The organism is Kitasatospora sp. NPDC059648, assembly GCF_042734825.1.
Taxonomy (GTDB): Bacteria; Actinomycetota; Actinomycetes; order Streptomycetales; family Streptomycetaceae; genus Kitasatospora.
This window is the reverse complement of record NZ_JBHWDU010000028.1, coordinates 43349-60023: the sequence shown is the minus strand read 5'-3', so window position 1 is coordinate 60023 and position 16675 is coordinate 43349. Positions and strand designations below refer to the sequence as shown.

Here is a 16675-nt window from a genome sequence, read left to right as displayed (position 1 = left end):
GGGTGTTGTGGTGGGGCCGGTGGGTCCCCGCCCCGCGGCGGGGGGGGGGGGGGGCCCCCCCTTTTGGGGGCTCCCCCACCCGGCTTCGCTGTTCTCCGGACGGTTCTCCCGCGTTCGCCCGCGCCCTCCCGGCCGGCCCGCGCAGGCGGCACCCGGGAACCGACGCGGCGTCAGAATGTCACCGCTCCATCACCCACAGCAGTGCTCAGAGCGCCGAGTGCACCGCGTCCGTGACCGAGGACACCCGGGTGTAGACGCCGGGGTGGGCGCCCTCGGCGCAGCCCGTCCCCCAGGACACCAGTCCGGCCAGTCGGCCGGCCACGATCAGCGGGCCTCCGCTGTCGCCCTGGCAGGCGTCCTTGCCCCCCTTCTCCTCGCCCGCGCAGACCATGCCCCGGGCGTCGAACTTGCCGTCCGGCCCGCCCGGGTAGGCGTGCGCGCAGGTCTGGTCGGGGACGATGTGCACGTCCACCCCGCGCAGCACCGGCGAGTAGTCGCCCCGACCGCTGGTGTCGCCCCAGCCGTAGATCTGCGCGCCGGTCCCGGACGCGTACGGCCCGGTCTCGCCCTGGCCGACCATCTCGACCACCGGCCGGGTGCCCTGGGGCTCGGCGAGGGTGAGCACCGCCACGTCGTTCATGTTCGCGGCGAAGTCGTAGTCGGGGTGGATCCAGACCTGCTGGACGGCCACCTCGCGACCGGCCGAGCCGCGCAGGTCGTCCCGCCCGACGATCACCTTCAGGCCGGGCCGGTCCACCCGGCCCTTGGACTCTTCGTAGAAGCAGTGCGCGGCCGTGACCACCTTGGTCGGGGTGACCAGCGCGCCGCCGCAGAACTGTCCGGAGCGTCCGCTGCCGAACTGCTGGCGGCTGGCCAGCGCCACGATCCACGGGTGGTCCGCGGTGCTCACGGTGTCGCCCCCGACCACCCGGCGCTGCGCCTCGGCCGGGGCGGCCGCGCCGAGGGCGACCAGCGGTACGGGGAGGGCGGCGAGCAGCGCCAGTAGTGCGCTCCACCGCCGCCGGTCCGTCCGGGCGACGGCCCGGACGGCGGTCGGGGCGGTGGTGGTCGGGGCGGTGGTGGTCGGGGCGACCCGGCACGCGGCGGGGTTCGGCAGGTCGGCTCGGTCCGGGTCGGTCAGCACCGTGACTCCACAAGGCTCGGCAGCAGGCAACCGGCACAGCGTAGGTGATCGACTACACAACGCGACCATTTCCGCCAGCGCCGCCACCCGGACGAGCGACAAGGGCCACCCGGTCGATGACACACCGCCTCCGAACGGCCCGAAGGCCCGGAACCGTACGGTTCCGGGCCTTCGTCGCGTACTGCCGTCGATCAGTCCAGGTAGTCGCGCAGCACCTGGGAGCGCGACGGGTGGCGCAGCTTCGACATGGTCTTCGACTCGATCTGGCGGATGCGCTCACGGGTGACCCCGTACACCTTGCCGATCTCGTCGAGCGTCTTCGGCTGACCGTCCGTCAGGCCGAAGCGCATCGAGACCACGCCGGCCTCGCGCTCGGAGAGGGTGTCCAGCACCGAGTGCAGCTGCTCCTGGAGCAGGGTGAAGGAGACCGCGTCGGCCGGGACGACCGCCTCGGAGTCCTCGATCAGGTCACCGAACTCGCTGTCGCCGTCCTCGCCCAGCGGGGTGTGCAGCGAGATCGGCTCGCGGCCGTACTTCTGGACCTCGATGACCTTCTCGGGGGTCATGTCGAGTTCCTTGGCCAGCTCCTCCGGGGTGGGCTCGCGGCCCAGGTCCTGGAGCATCTGGCGCTGGACGCGGGCCAGCTTGTTGATGACCTCGACCATGTGCACCGGGATGCGGATGGTGCGGGCCTGGTCGGCCATGGCGCGGGTGATCGCCTGACGGATCCACCAGGTCGCGTAGGTCGAGAACTTGTAGCCCTTGGTGTAGTCGAACTTCTCGACCGCACGGATCAGACCGAGGTTGCCCTCCTGGATCAGGTCCAGGAACAGCATGCCGCGGCCGGTGTAGCGCTTGGCCAGCGAGACCACCAGGCGGAGGTTGGCCTCCAGCAGGTGGTTCTTGGCCCGGCGGCCGTCCTCGGCGATGATCTCCAGCTCGCGCTTGAGCTTGGGGGCGAGCTTGTCGGCGGCCGAGAGCTTGTCCTCGGCGAACAGACCGGCCTCGATGCGCTTGGCGAGCTCGACCTCCTGCTCGGCGTTGAGCAGCGGGACCTTGCCGATCTGCTTCAGGTAGTCCTTGACCGGGTCGGCGGTGGCACCGGCGACGGCGACCTGCTGGGCCGGCGCGTCGTCCTCGTCGTCGTCGGAGAGGACGAAGCCCTCCGACTCCTCCTCCGGGCCGGCCTCGGCCTCGGCCTTGTCACCGGGCAGCGCGACGTCCTCGAGCAGCTCCTCCTCGCCGAGCAGCTCCTCGTCGCCACCCTTGCCCGCCTTGGCGGCGGTGGTCTTCTTGGCGGCGGTCTTCTTGGCGGGCGCGGCGGTCTTCTTGGCCGCAGCCTTCTTCGCCGGAGCGGCCTTCTTCGCCGCGACCGACTTCACTTCGGCGACGACGCCGGTCGTCTCCTCGACGGTGATCTCGGCGGACACGGTGGGGGCGGGCGCCGCGGCGGCGGCCGCGACGGCCGGAGCCGCGACGGGGGCGCCGGGGGCGATCCGCACGGGCGGCTTGGTCGGGGCCGACGGAGCGGCCGGGGTCCGGGTGGTGACAGCCTTGGTGGCGGTGCGCTTGGTGGGGCTCTTGGCAGCAACGCTCTTGCGCTTGGCGCCGGCCGGCTCGGCCGCGCTGACCATGAGGTCCACCCCCTCCTCAATCAGCACCTGGTTGAGGCTGCGCATGACGTTCTTCCACTTGGTGACCGGGATCTGGTCCGCCTCGAACGCCTGGCGCACGTCGTCACCGGCGATCTGCCCCTGGGCCTTGCCCCGCTCGATGAGCGCCAGCAGAGCCGCGGACTCGGCGATCTCGGGGGGAAGCGAACGGGATGTGCTGGCCGACACGAACAACCTCTCGGACGATGAGTGGACTCGAACCCGTACCGGCCGCCCGAGCGGGCGGGGAAGGAGATCGCGCGCCGGACGCGCGGTGTCGATTCCGACCGACTCGGGCTTGAGGACTGGGTTTGCAGGACGGCAGCAGCGCCGCGGACCAACACAGCATTCTGACATGTTGGAGTATTCCGGAGCTGCTCCCGCTCAGGACACATCGCTGCTACTCGTCAAGTGTTACGCATGGCCTTCGTGTCGCGGGTCACACCGCTCGGCGCCCGCGGCCCCGGGGCCGGAATCCATCATCGCGCACTCTCGGCCGAGTTGACTGTCATGGACGAGTCATGATGTTCAGGCAATGGCTCGCGGCGGTCCGCTCGGGGCTGCGGCCCGGGACCCGACGCGCCGCGGGGTGCGGGCTCGGGCGGCCGACGCCGCGCAGAGGCCCTCCGGCTGCACCGCGCACTGCGGCCGGAGGGCCTTGGCGGAACGGACCGCGCCGGCGCGCCCGCTCGCCGAGAACAGCCCGCTCAGTGCTCCCGGGGCGCGGGGACGGAGGGTTCGATCTCGGGGTGGACGGTGAGCAGCGCCCGCATCGCGGCCTCGCCCGCGGTGCCGTCGCCGGTGCCCAGTGCGTCCACCAGCCGGGCGTGCAGGCCGACCGAGGACTCGGAGGGGCGCTCGCAGGAGATCGCCGGACCGCCCGAGACCTGCAGCGCGCAGGAGACGATCCCCGACAGGTGCTCCAGCATCCGGTTGCCGGCCATCTGCAGGATCAGGGCGTGCAGCTCGGCGTCGGCGCGGGTGTAGGTGGACAGGTCGGCCTGGGCGGCGGCGTGTCCCATGATCTCGACCAGCTCGACCAGCCGCTGCTGGACGTCCTCCCGGCCGTGGCCGGCGGCGAGGCGGGCGGCCAGCGGCTCGATCGCCCAGCGGAGCTCGAACAGCTCCCGGCGCTGCTCGTCCCGCTGCGGGCCGAAGGCGCGCCACTCGATGATGTCCGGGTCCAGCAGGTTCCAGTCGCCGACGGGACGGACCCGGGTGCCGACGTTCGGGCGGGCGCTGACCAGGCCCTTGGCCTCCAGCACGCGCAGCGACTCGCGGACCACGGTCCGGGAGACCTCGAACCGCTGGCCGATCTCCTCGGGCACCAGCGGACGGTCGGCGCCGAGGTCGCCGGAGACGATCATCTGGCCGAGCTGCTGGACCAGCTGGCCGTGCAGACCGCGCCCGCGGCTGCTGGTGGTCTTGCGGCCGACCCGGCCGATGTCGGACTCGGCGCCCTCCCAGCGGGGCGCTGGCGGGGTCGGCCGGTCGGCGTACGAGAAGCGGTCCAGATCGCCGGGGCCGTGGATGGGCCCTTCGGCGGAACGGGCGGGGGTCATGGGGGGGTGCGCAAGGGTACTCACGCCTCCTTTGTCGGCGATCGGCAGGCGCAGCTTGAGAATTCTCGTGAAAAGCACACGAAAGGGTGATCGACCGCGACTGGATAATTGACTTCTTATCAGGAAGAACCGCTCATTACGGTCACAGCTGGTCGATCTTGCTACTTCGGGACAGCGCGCGGCACCGGGGAGCACGGCCAGGGCCCGACGCGGGAGGCGACGGGCCCTGGCGCGAGGTGCGGCGACTACTTGGTGTCCAGGCGGGTCCGGGAGGCGGAGGCGGGTCCGGGAGGCAAAGTCGGGTCCGCGCTACAGCGAACGGCGGCGGGCCTGGACGAGCAGAGCCGCCAGCAGCAGGGCCGCCGCGGGGGCCGTGACCGCCGCCAGCAGGGCCGGGTCCGTCAGCGCCGCGTTCCCGGCAGCAGCCTCGCGCGCTCCGCCGTACACCCAGCCGTAGGCCCACTCGATGTCGGACTGGAAGGGCAGCAGCTCCGCCGCCCTCGTCGGCCACGGACGGCCGGTCCGACGCAGCAGCAGGGCGACGCCGGACTCCAGCAGTGGCGGCAGCGCGCACAGCAGCAGCACCCCGGAGGCGGCACTGCGGGTCAGCGAGGCGGTCAGCACGCCGGTCCAGGCGGCCACCACGGTCAGCAGGACGAAGGCCAGCAGCGCGGCCGACACACCGTGACCCACCACCAGCGCCAACGGGGCGAACACGCCCGACAGGTCGGCCGGACCGCTCAGCCCGACGGTTCCCAGTGCCCCGGACACCCGGTCGGACAACGCGCCGGGATCCGTCCAGGCCGCCACCTTCACCCCGGCCGGCAGCGCTAGCTGCACGGCCACCGTGTCGAGCACCAGGGTCACCAGCGCCAGCAGCGCCGCCACCGGGCCGACCACCACCAGCTTGGCCAGCAGTAGCCGCACCCTGCGCGAGTACGTCACCTGCGAGGCCGCCAGCCCCGGGTGGCGCACCTCGTGCCCGTACGAGAGCGCGCCCAGCAATCCGGCTCCGAGCGCCGCGAAGGGCAGCGGGATCAGCGGGACGGCGGCGGTCAGCAGCCGCACCCCGGCCGGAGCGGCCAGCGGGCCGGCCGGGGCCTGGCTCGCCAGGACGGCTGCCACGACGACGTCACAGAGCAGCACGGCGGCGAGCAGCAGCCAGGTGGAACGCAGGCCGCGCAAGCGGCGCAGCTCGTAGGCCAGGACACGCACGGTTCACTCGCTCCGGTGGTCGTCGGGGGTGGCGGGGGCCTTGCTGGTGGTGATCCGGCCGAGGCGGACGGTGTCGTCGGTGAGCAGGTCCGCGGCGCTCTCCCGGCGCTGCGGGGGCTCGGGCTCGGCGCGGACGGGACCGCTGCGGACGGGGCCGGCGGGCTGGGCAGGGCGGGCGAGGGGGGTCAGCTGGTCGCGGAAGTGCCGGTCGGCGGCGGGCGCGGGGTCCGCCTGCGGGGCCGCGGCGAGGGTCGGAAGGGCGGCCGCCATGGCGACGACGGGCAGCGCGCGGGTGGACCGGACCGCCGCGTCGTCGCGGGTCCGGCTCTCCCCGGCGGGCTCGGGAACGGTGGGGGCAGTGGGGGCGGTGGGGACAGTGGGGGCGGGGAGCGCGGGCCGGGGGCCCGGTGCGGCGTTCGATTCCGGGGGCGGCGGCGTGGCCTCGGCGGTGGACGCGTGGGCCGACGCGTGCGTCGCCTCAGGTGCGGTCTCGTGTGCCGTCTCGTGTGCCGTCCCGGATTCCGGCCTGAGGCGGAGATGCCCGGAGCGTCCGGAGACGACCGGCAGGGCGGCGTGGGGCACCGGCTGCTCGACCACCCGGTCGGCCAGCTCGTGCAGCAGGATCCCGTTGCGGTAGGCGAGTTCACCGATCTCGGTACGGCCGATGCCCGCCACAGCGAGGCCCGCGCCGCCGTCCGGCCGCACCTCGGCGCCCTGGCTGACCAGCAGGTCGGCCAACCGGGCCATCTGCGGCCCCCGGACGGCCACCTCGGGGCTGAGCCTGGTCCGGCAGAACTCCACGACCGGCTGGTCGGCCACCAGGAGGCCGCGGTCCAGGGTGACCACCCGGTCCCCGACCTGCGCGGCCTCCTGCGAGCTCCGGGTGGTCACCAGCACCGTTCCGCCCGCGACCGCGAAGGAGCGCAGGAAGGAGTGGAACCACTCGACGTTGCGCGGGGACAGGCCTTCGGTGGGCGCGTCCAGCAGGAGAGTGCCGGGATCGCCGAGCAGCGCGGTGGCCAGCGAGAGCCGACGGTGCATGCCCGGTGAGAAGGTGCGCAGCCGCTGCTCGGCGACGGTGGCCAACCGGGTCTGTTCCAGCAGCTCGTCGGCCCGCCGAACGGGGACGCCGACGGCCGCGGCCAGCATCCGCAGGTGGCCGCGCGCCTTGCGCCCCGGATTTCCGGCCACCGCCGCGGCCCCCTCCCGCGGCCCGGGCAGCAGTACTCCGATCTCGCGCTCGGGGCGGCGGATCCGGCGGTAGGGGCGGCCGTCGAAGAGTGTGACGCCCAGGCCGCGTTCGAGTTCGAGCATCAGCCGCAGCGCGGTGGACTTGCCGGCCCCCTTCTCGCCGAGCAGCACGGTCACCATGCCGGGCCTGGCGTCGAAGGTCAGATCGAGCACGGCGGGCGGTGCGCCCTTGCAACGGACCTTGGTCAGTCCGGTGATCTGAATCATCGCTGGCTGCTCCCATGCCCTCGGCCGACCTGCTCGACGCCAGCACATTAGGGGTCAGCACCGCCGATTCCGGGCATTATTGAACCGCCACGGGCCCGCCGCCCGCCCACCTCACCCGATCAGGGGACAATCCGATCCTGCGATTCACGGGGCGGGAGCCGACCGGGGGCCGTCGGTGTTCCGGTCCGGGGTCGGCGGACCGGTCAACAGGAAGTCCGCGGCACCGGGCGGGAGGGTCTGACCGACGCACTCCCCTGGAACTCCTCGACAGCGGCCTTTCCGGCGACGGCGATCTCGGCGAGCTGCTCCTCCTCGGCGCTCAGGGTCTCCTGCAGGGAGGCGATCGCGGCCGGGTCGGCGTGCGGCTCGGCCTTGAGGGCGGCCAGCTTCCTCTCGGTTCTGGCGGCGGTCGCGCTGAGGCTGTTGAAGTCCGCCACCTGGCTCTCGATGAGGCTCCGCTGCCTGGCGCAGTTGTCATCGGTGGCCACACGGGGCTCCTGGGGTCCGAGGGCATTCGGTCCGGTGACCGAAGCGTCCGACACCACTGTGCGACAGTGCCGCCGCCTAGGCCGCCCGACCGGGGACCGTTCGGCCGCTCCGGGCGGAGCCGGTTGCGAGCGGGCGCGAGGCGGGGACGGCCGGGAGACGGCCGGGGCCTTCGAGGGGCTCAGAAGGCGGGGTACTCAGGAGCCGGGCGCTCAGGAGTCGGGGCGGAGCATGGGCGGGTTGAGGACGGTCGCACCGCCGGCGGTGAAGAGCTGGGCCGGGCGGCCGCCCTGACGCGTGGTCGTGCCGCCGGAGGGGAGGAGGAACCCGGGGGTGCCGGTGACCTTGCGGTGGAAGTTGCGCGGGTCGAGGGCGACGCCCCAGACCGCCTCGTAGACGCGGCGCAGCTCGCCCACGGTGAACTCGGTCGGGCAGAAGGCGGTGGCCAGGGAGGAGTACTCGATCTTGGAGCGGGCGCGCTCCACTCCGTCGGCGAGGATCAGACCGTGGTCGAAGGCGAGCGGGACTCCGTCAGCCGGGCTCTCGCCGAGGAGTTCGCTGACCGGCGCCCAGCGGGCGCTGCTGGCGTCGCCGCCGGCCCGGGGGGTCGGGAGGTCGGGAGCGAGTACCAGGTAGGCGACGCTGACCACGCGCATCCGGGGGTCACGCTGCGGGTGGCCGTAGGTGGCGAGCTGCTCCAGGTGGGCACCGGCCGCGCCGGGGCCGATCGCCTCGTGGCCGGGCGCGGAGTGGGCGCGCAGGCCGGTCTCCTCGGCCAGCTCGCGGGAGGCCGCCTCCGCCAGGCCCTCGTCCGGGCGGACGAAGCCGCCGGGGAGCGCCCAGTAGCCCTGGTAGGGCGGCTCGCCCCGCCTGACCAGCAGGGCGCAGAGCGAGTGGTCGCGCACCGTCAGAACCACCAGGTCAACCGTGACAGCGAATGGGGGGAAGGCCGACGGATCGTAGCGCGACATGGCGACGATCATAGTCGTCTCTCTGACGATAAGCACAGGCCCGTGTACGGCGCGCTCAGCCGCAGTGACCGTCGCTGCCCGGCACGGTTCGCGCACGGGCGGCCACGGCCCGGGCGGCGCGCAGCGTGGGCGTCTGCGGCCGGGCCCGGGCGGGTCAGTGGGCGACCAGCTGCAGTTCGGCGCACGCCTCCTCCACCATCGCGACCCCGATCCGGCTCACCCGGACCGAGAAGGGCTCGCTCGCCACCCGCAGGCCGGTCAGTTCGAGTTCACCGAGCGGGGCGGTGCTGGCCGGGCGGACCAGGACGCGACCGCCCGGGACGTCGGGCCGGACTCCGGCGAGCGCGAACACCGCGTGGACGGCTCCGGCCGCGGAGACCGCCGCCGGGCGGCAGGCGGCCGGGTGCGGCACCGGTGGGCAGCCGGGGGCGCGCTGTTCCCCGGCGTACATCTCCGGCAGTCGCCCCTCGAAGTGGGCGGAGGCGGCGAGCAGGCCCTCCAGCAGGGCACCGGCCTCGTTCTCGTGGCCGGCCTCCGCGAGTCCGGCGATCGCCAGTGCCGTCTCGTGGATCCGCACCGCGCCGCCGCGGTGGCCCAGCGGGTTGAAGCGGGGGGATTTGGCGCTGAGCGTCCGCAGGCCCCAGCCGCTGTTCAGTTCGGGCGTGACCAGGCGCTGGGCGAACAGCCGGGTCTGTTCGCGGTCCAGCAGGCTCTCGTGCCGACCACCGTCCACGGCGAGCCCGGTGTCGAGTAGGTGCACGAGGGAGGAGGCGAGGGCCGGCAGTGGCTGGCCGCCCGGAACCAGTGCGGCGGCGGGGCGGCCGCCGGAGAGGTCGTCGATCCAGAACCGCTCGCGGAAGCGGCCGCGCAGCTCGGCGGCCCAGCTCCGCCACTCCTCGGCTCCCGGTCTGGCGAAGGCGTCCAGGAGTTCGGCGCCGTGCAGCGCGGCGCGGTGGGCCTGCGCCTGGACCTCGGCGCGGGCGGCCACCGGGTGGGCGGCCCGGTCCTGCGCCGGACGGCTCAGATCGGTGACGAAGCCGTCGACCAGGCTCTCGCGCAGCGCGGCCAGTGCCCGCTCGGCGGCCGGGAGCAGTTCGGCGACCTCGCCCCGGGGCAGGCCCCAACGCCAGGCCTCCGCCAGCACGGTGACGAACAGCAGGGTGGCCTCGGTGGCCGTGCAGGTGGGCGGCAGTTCGGGGCCGCCGTGCCGCAGGGCGCCGGGCAGCAGGCCCTCGGTGCGGCCCGGGGCGGGGCTGAGCTGCTGGCGGCGGGCCAGCGCGCGCAGGGTTCCGGCCGCGAGCCGGGTGCCGAGCGGGAGGGTCAGCCGGGCGGCCCAGAGCGCGTCGGCGGGGGCGAGACCGAAGCGCCAGGGCGCGCCGGAGGCCGGGTAGAGGTCGGTCGGGCGGTCCGGGTCGGCGAACAGCAGCCCGCCGAGGGCGTCCAGGGAACGGTCGACCAGCAGGGCGGCGCGCGGGTCGTCGCTGCGCACCTCCGGTTCGGCCCAGGGCAGCGGGACGCCGGTGCCGCGCCCGGCGGGCGGGCGCGGGCCGCCGGGGGCGCCCTCCAGCTCGGCGCGCAGTTCGACCGACCAACGGGCGCCGGGCTGGACCTCCAAGTCCCAGCGGAGGACCCCGGCCCCGGCCAGGACGGCGTGCGGGGAGGGCTTGGCGCTGACGACGGCACTGTGCACCGGGCCGGACCAGCGCAGCCCGGCGGACTGCACCTGCCCGGGCAGGTCGGCCGGGCGGTGCCCGGCGGCGATCTCGCCGACCGGGCCGAGGTCGGTGCCGAGGGCGATCTCCAGCGGCAGCCGGGCCGGCCGGGCGCCGGTGTTGCGCACGGTGACGGTCTCCACCCCGTCCGCGTGGCGCAGCCGCTCGACGGTGAGCGCGGGATCCGGGTCGAGGTCGCCGGGGACGCGGACGGCGCCGAGGAAGCGGGCCTGGGCGGCGCCGGTCAGGGCACCCTGGAGCGGCAGCGGCTCCATGCCGCCCAGCCGCAGTTCCATCCGGGCCAGCACCCGGACGCCGTTTCGGTAGAAGCCGTGCAGGCCGTGGCCGCGCAACTGGCCGTCCGGGCCGGAGGCGGCCATCGCGGGGGCGTTGACGCAGAGCAGCGCGTGGTGGACGGCGGGGGGCTGGGGGCGCGGCGCGGCCGTGGGTCGGCCGGGGCCGACGGATGCGCCTGCAGGCCCGGTCGCCGGTCCCTGGTCGGGACGGCCAACCGTTCTGGGCGCGCCGACCACGCTCTCGGCCGGCATGGCCTGTAGCGGCCTCATGGCGGTCACCGGACTCTCCTCCCCTCGGCGGTCCGGTGGCCGGTCAGGCCGGTGGGCCGCGAGCATGCTCGATCGCGTGCTGTTGGTGCCCGGCCGACGGGGCTCGCCCCGCCGGCCGGGTGTGCCGTGTCTGGCCGTACCCGGCGGCGGGCCGTGCCATGCGGTGTGCGGTACCGAGCGGGTACCGCACGCCGCGCCTTCGCGTCGGGCATGTCATCGTGCCCGACACCTCGTCAGGTCCGGCGCCCTGCTCGCCGGTGACGCCCGCCCGTGGTGCCCTGCCCGTGGCACCCCGCCCGCGCGGCCGGCGCCCGACGGACCGGCGGTCGCCTCCGGCGGGGTCCGTGCCGCCGGGCGGCTGCCCGGAACCGGGCCGCGGTCGGACGCCGTCCGGGCGCCCGGCCCCCAGGGGGTGAACGCCGGGCACCGCCGCCAGGTCACGCCCGGCACGGCCGCCGGTGGTCACGCTCGGCCCGCCGGGCGGTCGTGCCGCCTCCGGCGGAACGTCACGGAAGGTGCCGTCATCGCCCCTGGCCCGTCCGCTTCCCGGGCCCGACTCCGACGCTGCCCGGCCCGGTGGGCAGGGGAGGTCGAACCGGTGCTCGACCGCGCCAGGATACGGTGCGGGGGTCGCGGCGCCCGTACCCGGTGACCCCGTGAACCGCGACGCAACCGCTGTGACCAGCAGAGACCGAGGAGTTGCATGTCCACCATCAGCCGACTGCCCGGGATTGTCACGACCGACCATGTCTTCCGGGTCCCGCTCGATCACGCTTCCCCCGAGGGCGAGCAGATCGAGGTGTACGCCCGCGAGGTGGTGGCCTCCGGCCGCGAGCGGGACGACCTGCCCTGGCTGCTCTTCCTCCAGGGCGGCCCCGGCGGCAAGGCCGCCCGCCCGCTCGGCCGGGACACCTGGCTGGATCGCGCCCTGGACGACTACCGGGTCCTGCTGCTCGACCAGCGAGGCACCGGGCGGTCCACGCCAGCGACGCGGCAGACCCTCGCCCGTCGCGGCGGCCCGCAGGAGCAGGCGGACTACCTGGCTCGCTTCCGGGCGGACTCGATCGTCCGGGACGCCGAGCTGATCCGCCACCGGCTGCTCGGCGCTGACAAGCGCTGGAGCGTGCTCGGCCAGAGCTTCGGCGGCTTCTGCACCCTCACCTACCTCTCGTTCGCCCCCGAGGGCCTGACCGAGGCTTTCATCACCGGCGGCCTCGCCGGCCTGCGCAGTTCGGCCGACGACGTCTACCGCGCCGCCTACCCGCGCGTCGTCCGCAAGAACGACGACCACTACCGCCGTTTCCCGCAGGACGTCGAGACCGTGCGGCGGATCGCCGCCCACCTCGCCGGCTCCCCCGCCACCCTGCCGGACGGCGGGCTGCTCACCGTCGAGGCCTTCCAGGTGCTGGGGATGATGTTCGTCGGCGGCAGTGGCTCCGGCGCCCTGCACTACCTGCTGGAGGAGGCCTGGGTGGAGGGCCCGGTCGGGCCCGAGCTCTCCGACACCTTCCTGGCCGGTGTCCAGGCCCGGCTCTCCTTCGCCGAGGCCCCGCTGTACGCCGTGCTGCACGAGTCGATCTACGGCCAGCGCTCGGTGGACCAGGGCGGCACGGCCTGGTCGGCCGAGCGGGTCCGCGAGGAGTTCCCGGAGTTCGACGCCCGCGCCGCGCTGGAGACCGGCGATCCGGTGCTGTTCACCGGGGAGATGATCTACCCCTGGATGTTCGAGACCGACCCGGCGCTGCGCCCGTTGAAGGAGACCGCGGACCTGCTCGCCGCCCGCACCGACTGGCCCGACCTCTACGACCCGGCGCGACTGGCCGCCAACACCGTGCCCGTCGTCGCGACGGTGTACCACGACGACATGTGCGTGGACACCGCCGACTCGCTGGAGACCGCCCGCGCAGTGCGCGGCCTGCGGACCTGGATCACCAACGAGTGGGAGCACGACGGCCTGCGGGTGAGCGGCGGCAAGGTGCTGGACCGACTGATCAAGATGGCGCACGGCGAGGCGTAGCGGCCACCCGCCCGGTGGGGCGGCGAGCGGTTCAGTGGGCACGGCGGCCGAGACGCAGGCCCCCGCCCTGCCGAGCCGCACGCCCCGGGCGGGCCGTGCCCCGGCCACCGGACCGCACCCGGGCGCCGGGAGCAGGGCCACCGGCCCGGGGCCGCTCCGCTCCGGCGCCGGCTCACCGGGACCGGAGGAGCCGCCGGGGCCACCGAGACCTCGATCGGCCGGGACGGCGGCCGTGGACCCGCCCTTCCGCCGGCCGCCCCGCCGCCGTCGGCGCCCGCCGCCCGGGGTCTGATCGGACCCCGGCGACCCCGGCTCGCCACCGGCCCCGGGCCCCGGCCCCGACTTCGGTTCGGGCCCGGACTGCGCCGTGGCTGCGCGCTCCTCGCGCCGTCGCCGCTGGGCCTCGACGGCGGCCAGCAGCGCCCCGGGCGTCATGCCGTCGTTCATCGACTCGTAGAGCAGCTCGGCCAGCAGGTAGTTCGGGGCGAGCCGCAGGACGTGGCCGAGCACCACCCGGGCGGTGGCCGTGTCCCCGGCGACCCAGGACGCCCAGGCCAGCAGGGTGAGCGGGGCCACCGCGCAGCCGTCGTACGGCGGCACGGCGCGGCGGGCGAGGAAGCGCCAGAGGCGCTCGGCGGGGGCGAGCTCGGCGGGCCGGACGTACTCGACGCCGCGGTCCCGGGTGCGGCGGTCCCGCAGGGCGAACAGCAGCCGGGCGGTCCGCTCCTCGTCGAGTTCCCTGGCTCCGGCCGCGAACTCCGCGAAAGCCTGCTCCAGCAATTCGAGGCCCTGCTCCCGGGGGACGCCCCCGGCGAGCGGCTCGGCCCGCACGAGCGCCTCGCGCTGCGTTCCGCTCTCCGGCGGGCCGATGGGGGCCAGCGCGCCGACGATCGCCTTCCGGCTGCCGCGCGGCACCAGGCCGGCCACCGTCGCGGCGGCGGCCGCCGGGCCGGGTTCGGGCCCGCGCCGCACCTGGTTGCCCGCAGGATCGCAGCACCCCTCTCGGCGGCAGAGGAAGGACCACCAGCGGTCCTCCGAGACGCACAGCGACTCCTTGACCACCACTCCCCTGCGCCCGAAGGCAGCGCGCAGGCCGTCGGCCAGCGGCCGAAGGCGCTCCACCGGCGGCGGTGCGTGCGCCGTGACCGGATCCTGGCAGAGGTAGAGGAGCACCTGGAGCGGCCTCCCGCCGTGACGATCGGAGAGCGCGACCAGCAGGGCGGCCGTCTCCTCCGCCGCGGCGGGCCACTCCGCGGGAGAGACCGGGAGGTCCGCCCGGATGACCCCGCCCTGGTGCAGGTCGGGACCCTGGAGGCCGACCGCGACGATGCTGTCGTCGGGGTAGAACCCCAGGAAGTAGGGCAACAGTTCGGCCATGTCGGCCGGACCGCGCATGACGATCGGCCGCTGCTCGGAAGCCGGACCGAGGGACAGGACGACGTGTTCGTTGTTCATCGCGTTCATGGCCGCAAGAGTGCGCGTTGTCCGACCACGGACCCGGAATTTTCTTTTTCCCTGTGGATAACTCGGCCCTCAAATTCCCCTTCATCCATTCAGAGCACACGACACTCGCTCGGAAGAGTGAATTTTGACCACCGTTCAGCTGATCTCCGGATGAAATACACCCCGCCTTCCCCGGCGCCGTCCGGCCCGCATTCGCCCCTTGTCGGCGGCATGGGGTTACATCGACGCCATGAAGCAGCCCGACATCCACACCACCGCCACCACCGACCGCACCGAGGTCCGGGCGCGGGCCGAGGCCGTCCTGCGCGAGCTGGCCGGCCCCGCCGCCAGCCTGCGCGAGGACCAGTGGACGGCCATCGAGGCCCTCGTGGTCGACCACCGTCGCGCCCTGGTCGTCCAGCGCACCGGCTGGGGGAAGTCCGCGGTCTACTTCATCGCCACCGCCCTGCTCCGCGCCCGCGGCGCCGGGCCGACGGTGATCGTCTCCCCGCTGCTCGCCCTGATGCGCAACCAGGTCGAGTCGGCGGGCCGGGCCGGCATCCACGCGCGCACCATCAACTCGGCCAACACCGAGGAGTGGGACGAGATCCAGTCCGAGGTCGCCGCCGGCAGGGTCGACATCCTGCTGGTCAGCCCGGAGCGGCTGAACAACCCGGACTTCCGCGACGAGGTGCTGCCGAAGCTCGCCGCCTCCACCGGCCTGCTGGTGGTCGACGAGGCGCACTGCATCTCCGACTGGGGCCACGACTTCCGCCCCGACTACCGCCGGCTGCGCACCATGCTCGCCGACCTGCCGCCCGGCGTCCCGGTACTCGCCACCACCGCCACCGCGAACGCCCGGGTCACCGCGGACGTCGCCGAGCAGCTCGGCACCGGCACCACCGACGAGCACGCCCTGGTGCTGCGCGGCCCGCTCGACCGGGAGAGCCTCACCCTGGGAGTGCTCGCCCTGCCCGATCCGGCGCACCGGCTCGCCTGGCTGGCCGACCACCTCGACCGGCTCCCCGGCTCGGGCATCGTCTACACCCTGACGGTGGCCGCCGCCGAGGAGGTCACGGCCTTCCTGCGCGAGCGCGGCTTCCCGGTGGCCTCCTACTCCGGCCGCACCGAGGACGCCGAACGCCGCACCGCCGAGGCCGACCTGCTGGCCAACCGCGTCAAGGCGCTGGTCGCCACCTCCGCGCTCGGCATGGGCTTCGACAAGCCCGACCTCGGCTTCGTCGTCCACCTGGGCTCGCCCAGTTCGCCGATCGCCTACTACCAGCAGGTCGGCCGGGCGGGGCGCGGTGTGGACCGGGCCGAGGTGCTGCTGCTGCCCGGGCGCGAGGACGAGGCGATCTGGCGCTACTTCGCCTCGCTCGCCTTCCCGCCGGAGGAGCAGGTGCGCCGCACCATCGACGCGCTCGCCGAGGCCGGCCGGCCGCTGTCCACCGCCGCCCTGGAACCCAGGGTCGACCTGCGCCGCGCCCGGCTGGAGACCATGCTCAAGGTGCTGGACGTGGACGGCGCCGTCCGCCGGGTCAAGGGCGGCTGGACGGCCACCGGGCAGAGCTGGGAGTACGACACCGCCCGCTACGCCAAGGTCGCCGCCTCCCGGGAGGCGGAGCAGCGAGCGATGCGCGACTACGCCGCGGCCACCGGCTGCCGGATGGAGTTCCTGCGCCGCCAGCTGGACGACGAAGAGGCCGCGCCGTGCGGGCGGTGCGACAACTGCGCGGGGCCGCTGCACACCCCCGAGGTCTCCGACGGGACGCTGGCCGCGGCCCGGGCCGCGCTCGGCCGCCCGGGCGTGAGCTTCGAACCGCGCCGGCTCTGGCCCACCGGGATGGACGCGCTCGGGGTGCCGCTGAAGGGCCGGATCCCGGCGGGCGAGCAGGCGGAGACCGGCCGGGCGCTCGGCCGGCTGTCCGACATCGGCTGGGGCAACCGGCTGCGCAGCCTGCTCGCCGAGCAGGCGCCGGACGTGCCGGTGCCCGACGAGGCGGTGGACGCGCTGGTGGCCGTGCTCGCCGACTGGGCGCGCGGCCCGGGCGGCTGGGCCGGGCCCGCGACGGCGGAGGGCATCCGGCTGGACCGGCCGGTCGGCGTGGTGACCATGGCCTCCTCGACCCGCCCCCAGCTGGTCGGCAGCCTCGGCGCGCGGATCGCCGAGATCGGGCGGCTGCCGCTGCTCGGCCGGATCGAGTACGTCGGCGGGCGGCCCCCGCACGGGGCCCGCAGCAACAGCGCCCAGCGACTCCACTCGCTGGCCGGTGCGCTGGTCCTGCCGCCGGAGCTGGAGCAGGCGGTGGCGGCCGCCGCCGGGCCGGTGCTGCTGGTGGACGACCTCGTGGACTCGGGGTGGACGGTCACCGTAGCCGCCCGGCTGCTGCGCCGGGCCGGGGCCGGAGCAGTGCTGCCGCTGGTCCTGGCCGTACAGGGGTGAGCG

10 protein-coding genes and 1 pseudogene are annotated in these 16675 nt (G+C 74.8%); 2 read left to right on the top strand and 9 right to left on the bottom strand.

Annotation, left to right across the window (positions count from 1 at the left end; genetic code table 11):
* Positions 1-205: 205 nt before the first annotated feature.
* From ACFV1W_RS18810 to ACFV1W_RS18775, 8 genes are all read right to left on the bottom strand, one after another.
* Positions 206-1144, bottom strand: a complete 939-nt coding sequence (locus ACFV1W_RS18810) for a S1 family peptidase (RefSeq protein ID WP_380417899.1) — start codon at positions 1142-1144, stop codon at positions 206-208.
* Between the two features lie 191 nt (positions 1145-1335).
* Complete coding sequence (locus ACFV1W_RS18805) at positions 1336-2991, bottom strand: RNA polymerase sigma factor (protein WP_380417897.1); 1656 nt, start codon at positions 2989-2991, stop codon at positions 1336-1338.
* Between the two features lie 512 nt (positions 2992-3503).
* A complete protein-coding gene (locus ACFV1W_RS18800) occupies positions 3504-4436 on the bottom strand; it encodes a FadR/GntR family transcriptional regulator (RefSeq protein ID WP_380417895.1) in 933 nt (310 codons plus the stop codon).
* A gap of 231 nt (positions 4437-4667) precedes the next feature.
* A complete protein-coding gene (locus ACFV1W_RS18795; RefSeq protein ID WP_380417893.1) occupies positions 4668-5573 on the bottom strand; it encodes a hypothetical protein in 906 nt (301 codons plus the stop codon).
* Between the two features lie 3 nt (positions 5574-5576).
* Positions 5577-7031 carry an ATP-binding cassette domain-containing protein gene (locus ACFV1W_RS18790; protein WP_380417891.1) on the bottom strand — a complete coding sequence of 485 codons (1455 nt, stop codon included), beginning with the start codon at positions 7029-7031 and terminating at the stop codon, positions 5577-5579.
* Between the two features lie 203 nt (positions 7032-7234).
* The gene (locus tag ACFV1W_RS18785; RefSeq protein WP_380417889.1) at positions 7235-7519 is read right to left on the bottom strand and encodes a hypothetical protein; all 285 of its coding nucleotides are present in this window, start codon (positions 7517-7519) and stop codon (positions 7235-7237) included.
* 210 nt (positions 7520-7729) lie between these two features.
* Positions 7730-8488, bottom strand: coding sequence for an NUDIX domain-containing protein (locus ACFV1W_RS18780; protein ID WP_380417887.1), 759 nt, complete (start codon positions 8486-8488; stop codon positions 7730-7732).
* A 154-nt stretch (positions 8489-8642) separates the two neighbouring features.
* Positions 8643-10766: a glycogen debranching N-terminal domain-containing protein gene (locus tag ACFV1W_RS18775; protein ID WP_380417941.1), complete on the bottom strand. Its 2124-nt coding sequence runs from the start codon at positions 10764-10766 to the stop codon at positions 8643-8645.
* Positions 10767-11469: 703 nt separating this feature from the next.
* Between ACFV1W_RS18775 and ACFV1W_RS18770 the strand changes: the two genes are divergently transcribed.
* A complete protein-coding gene (locus ACFV1W_RS18770) occupies positions 11470-12783 on the top strand; it encodes an alpha/beta fold hydrolase (RefSeq protein WP_380417885.1) in 1314 nt (437 codons plus the stop codon).
* Positions 12784-13221: 438 nt separating this feature from the next.
* Here the strand turns inward: ACFV1W_RS18770 and ACFV1W_RS18765 are convergent.
* Positions 13222-14160, bottom strand: a pseudogene (locus tag ACFV1W_RS18765) (DUF4192 domain-containing protein); the annotation flags it as partial.
* Positions 14161-14476: 316 nt separating this feature from the next.
* Between ACFV1W_RS18765 and ACFV1W_RS18760 the strand changes: the two are divergent.
* The gene (locus ACFV1W_RS18760; RefSeq protein ID WP_380417883.1) at positions 14477-16672 is read left to right on the top strand and encodes a RecQ family ATP-dependent DNA helicase; all 2196 of its coding nucleotides are present in this window, start codon (positions 14477-14479) and stop codon (positions 16670-16672) included.
* Positions 16673-16675 lie beyond the last annotated feature (3 nt).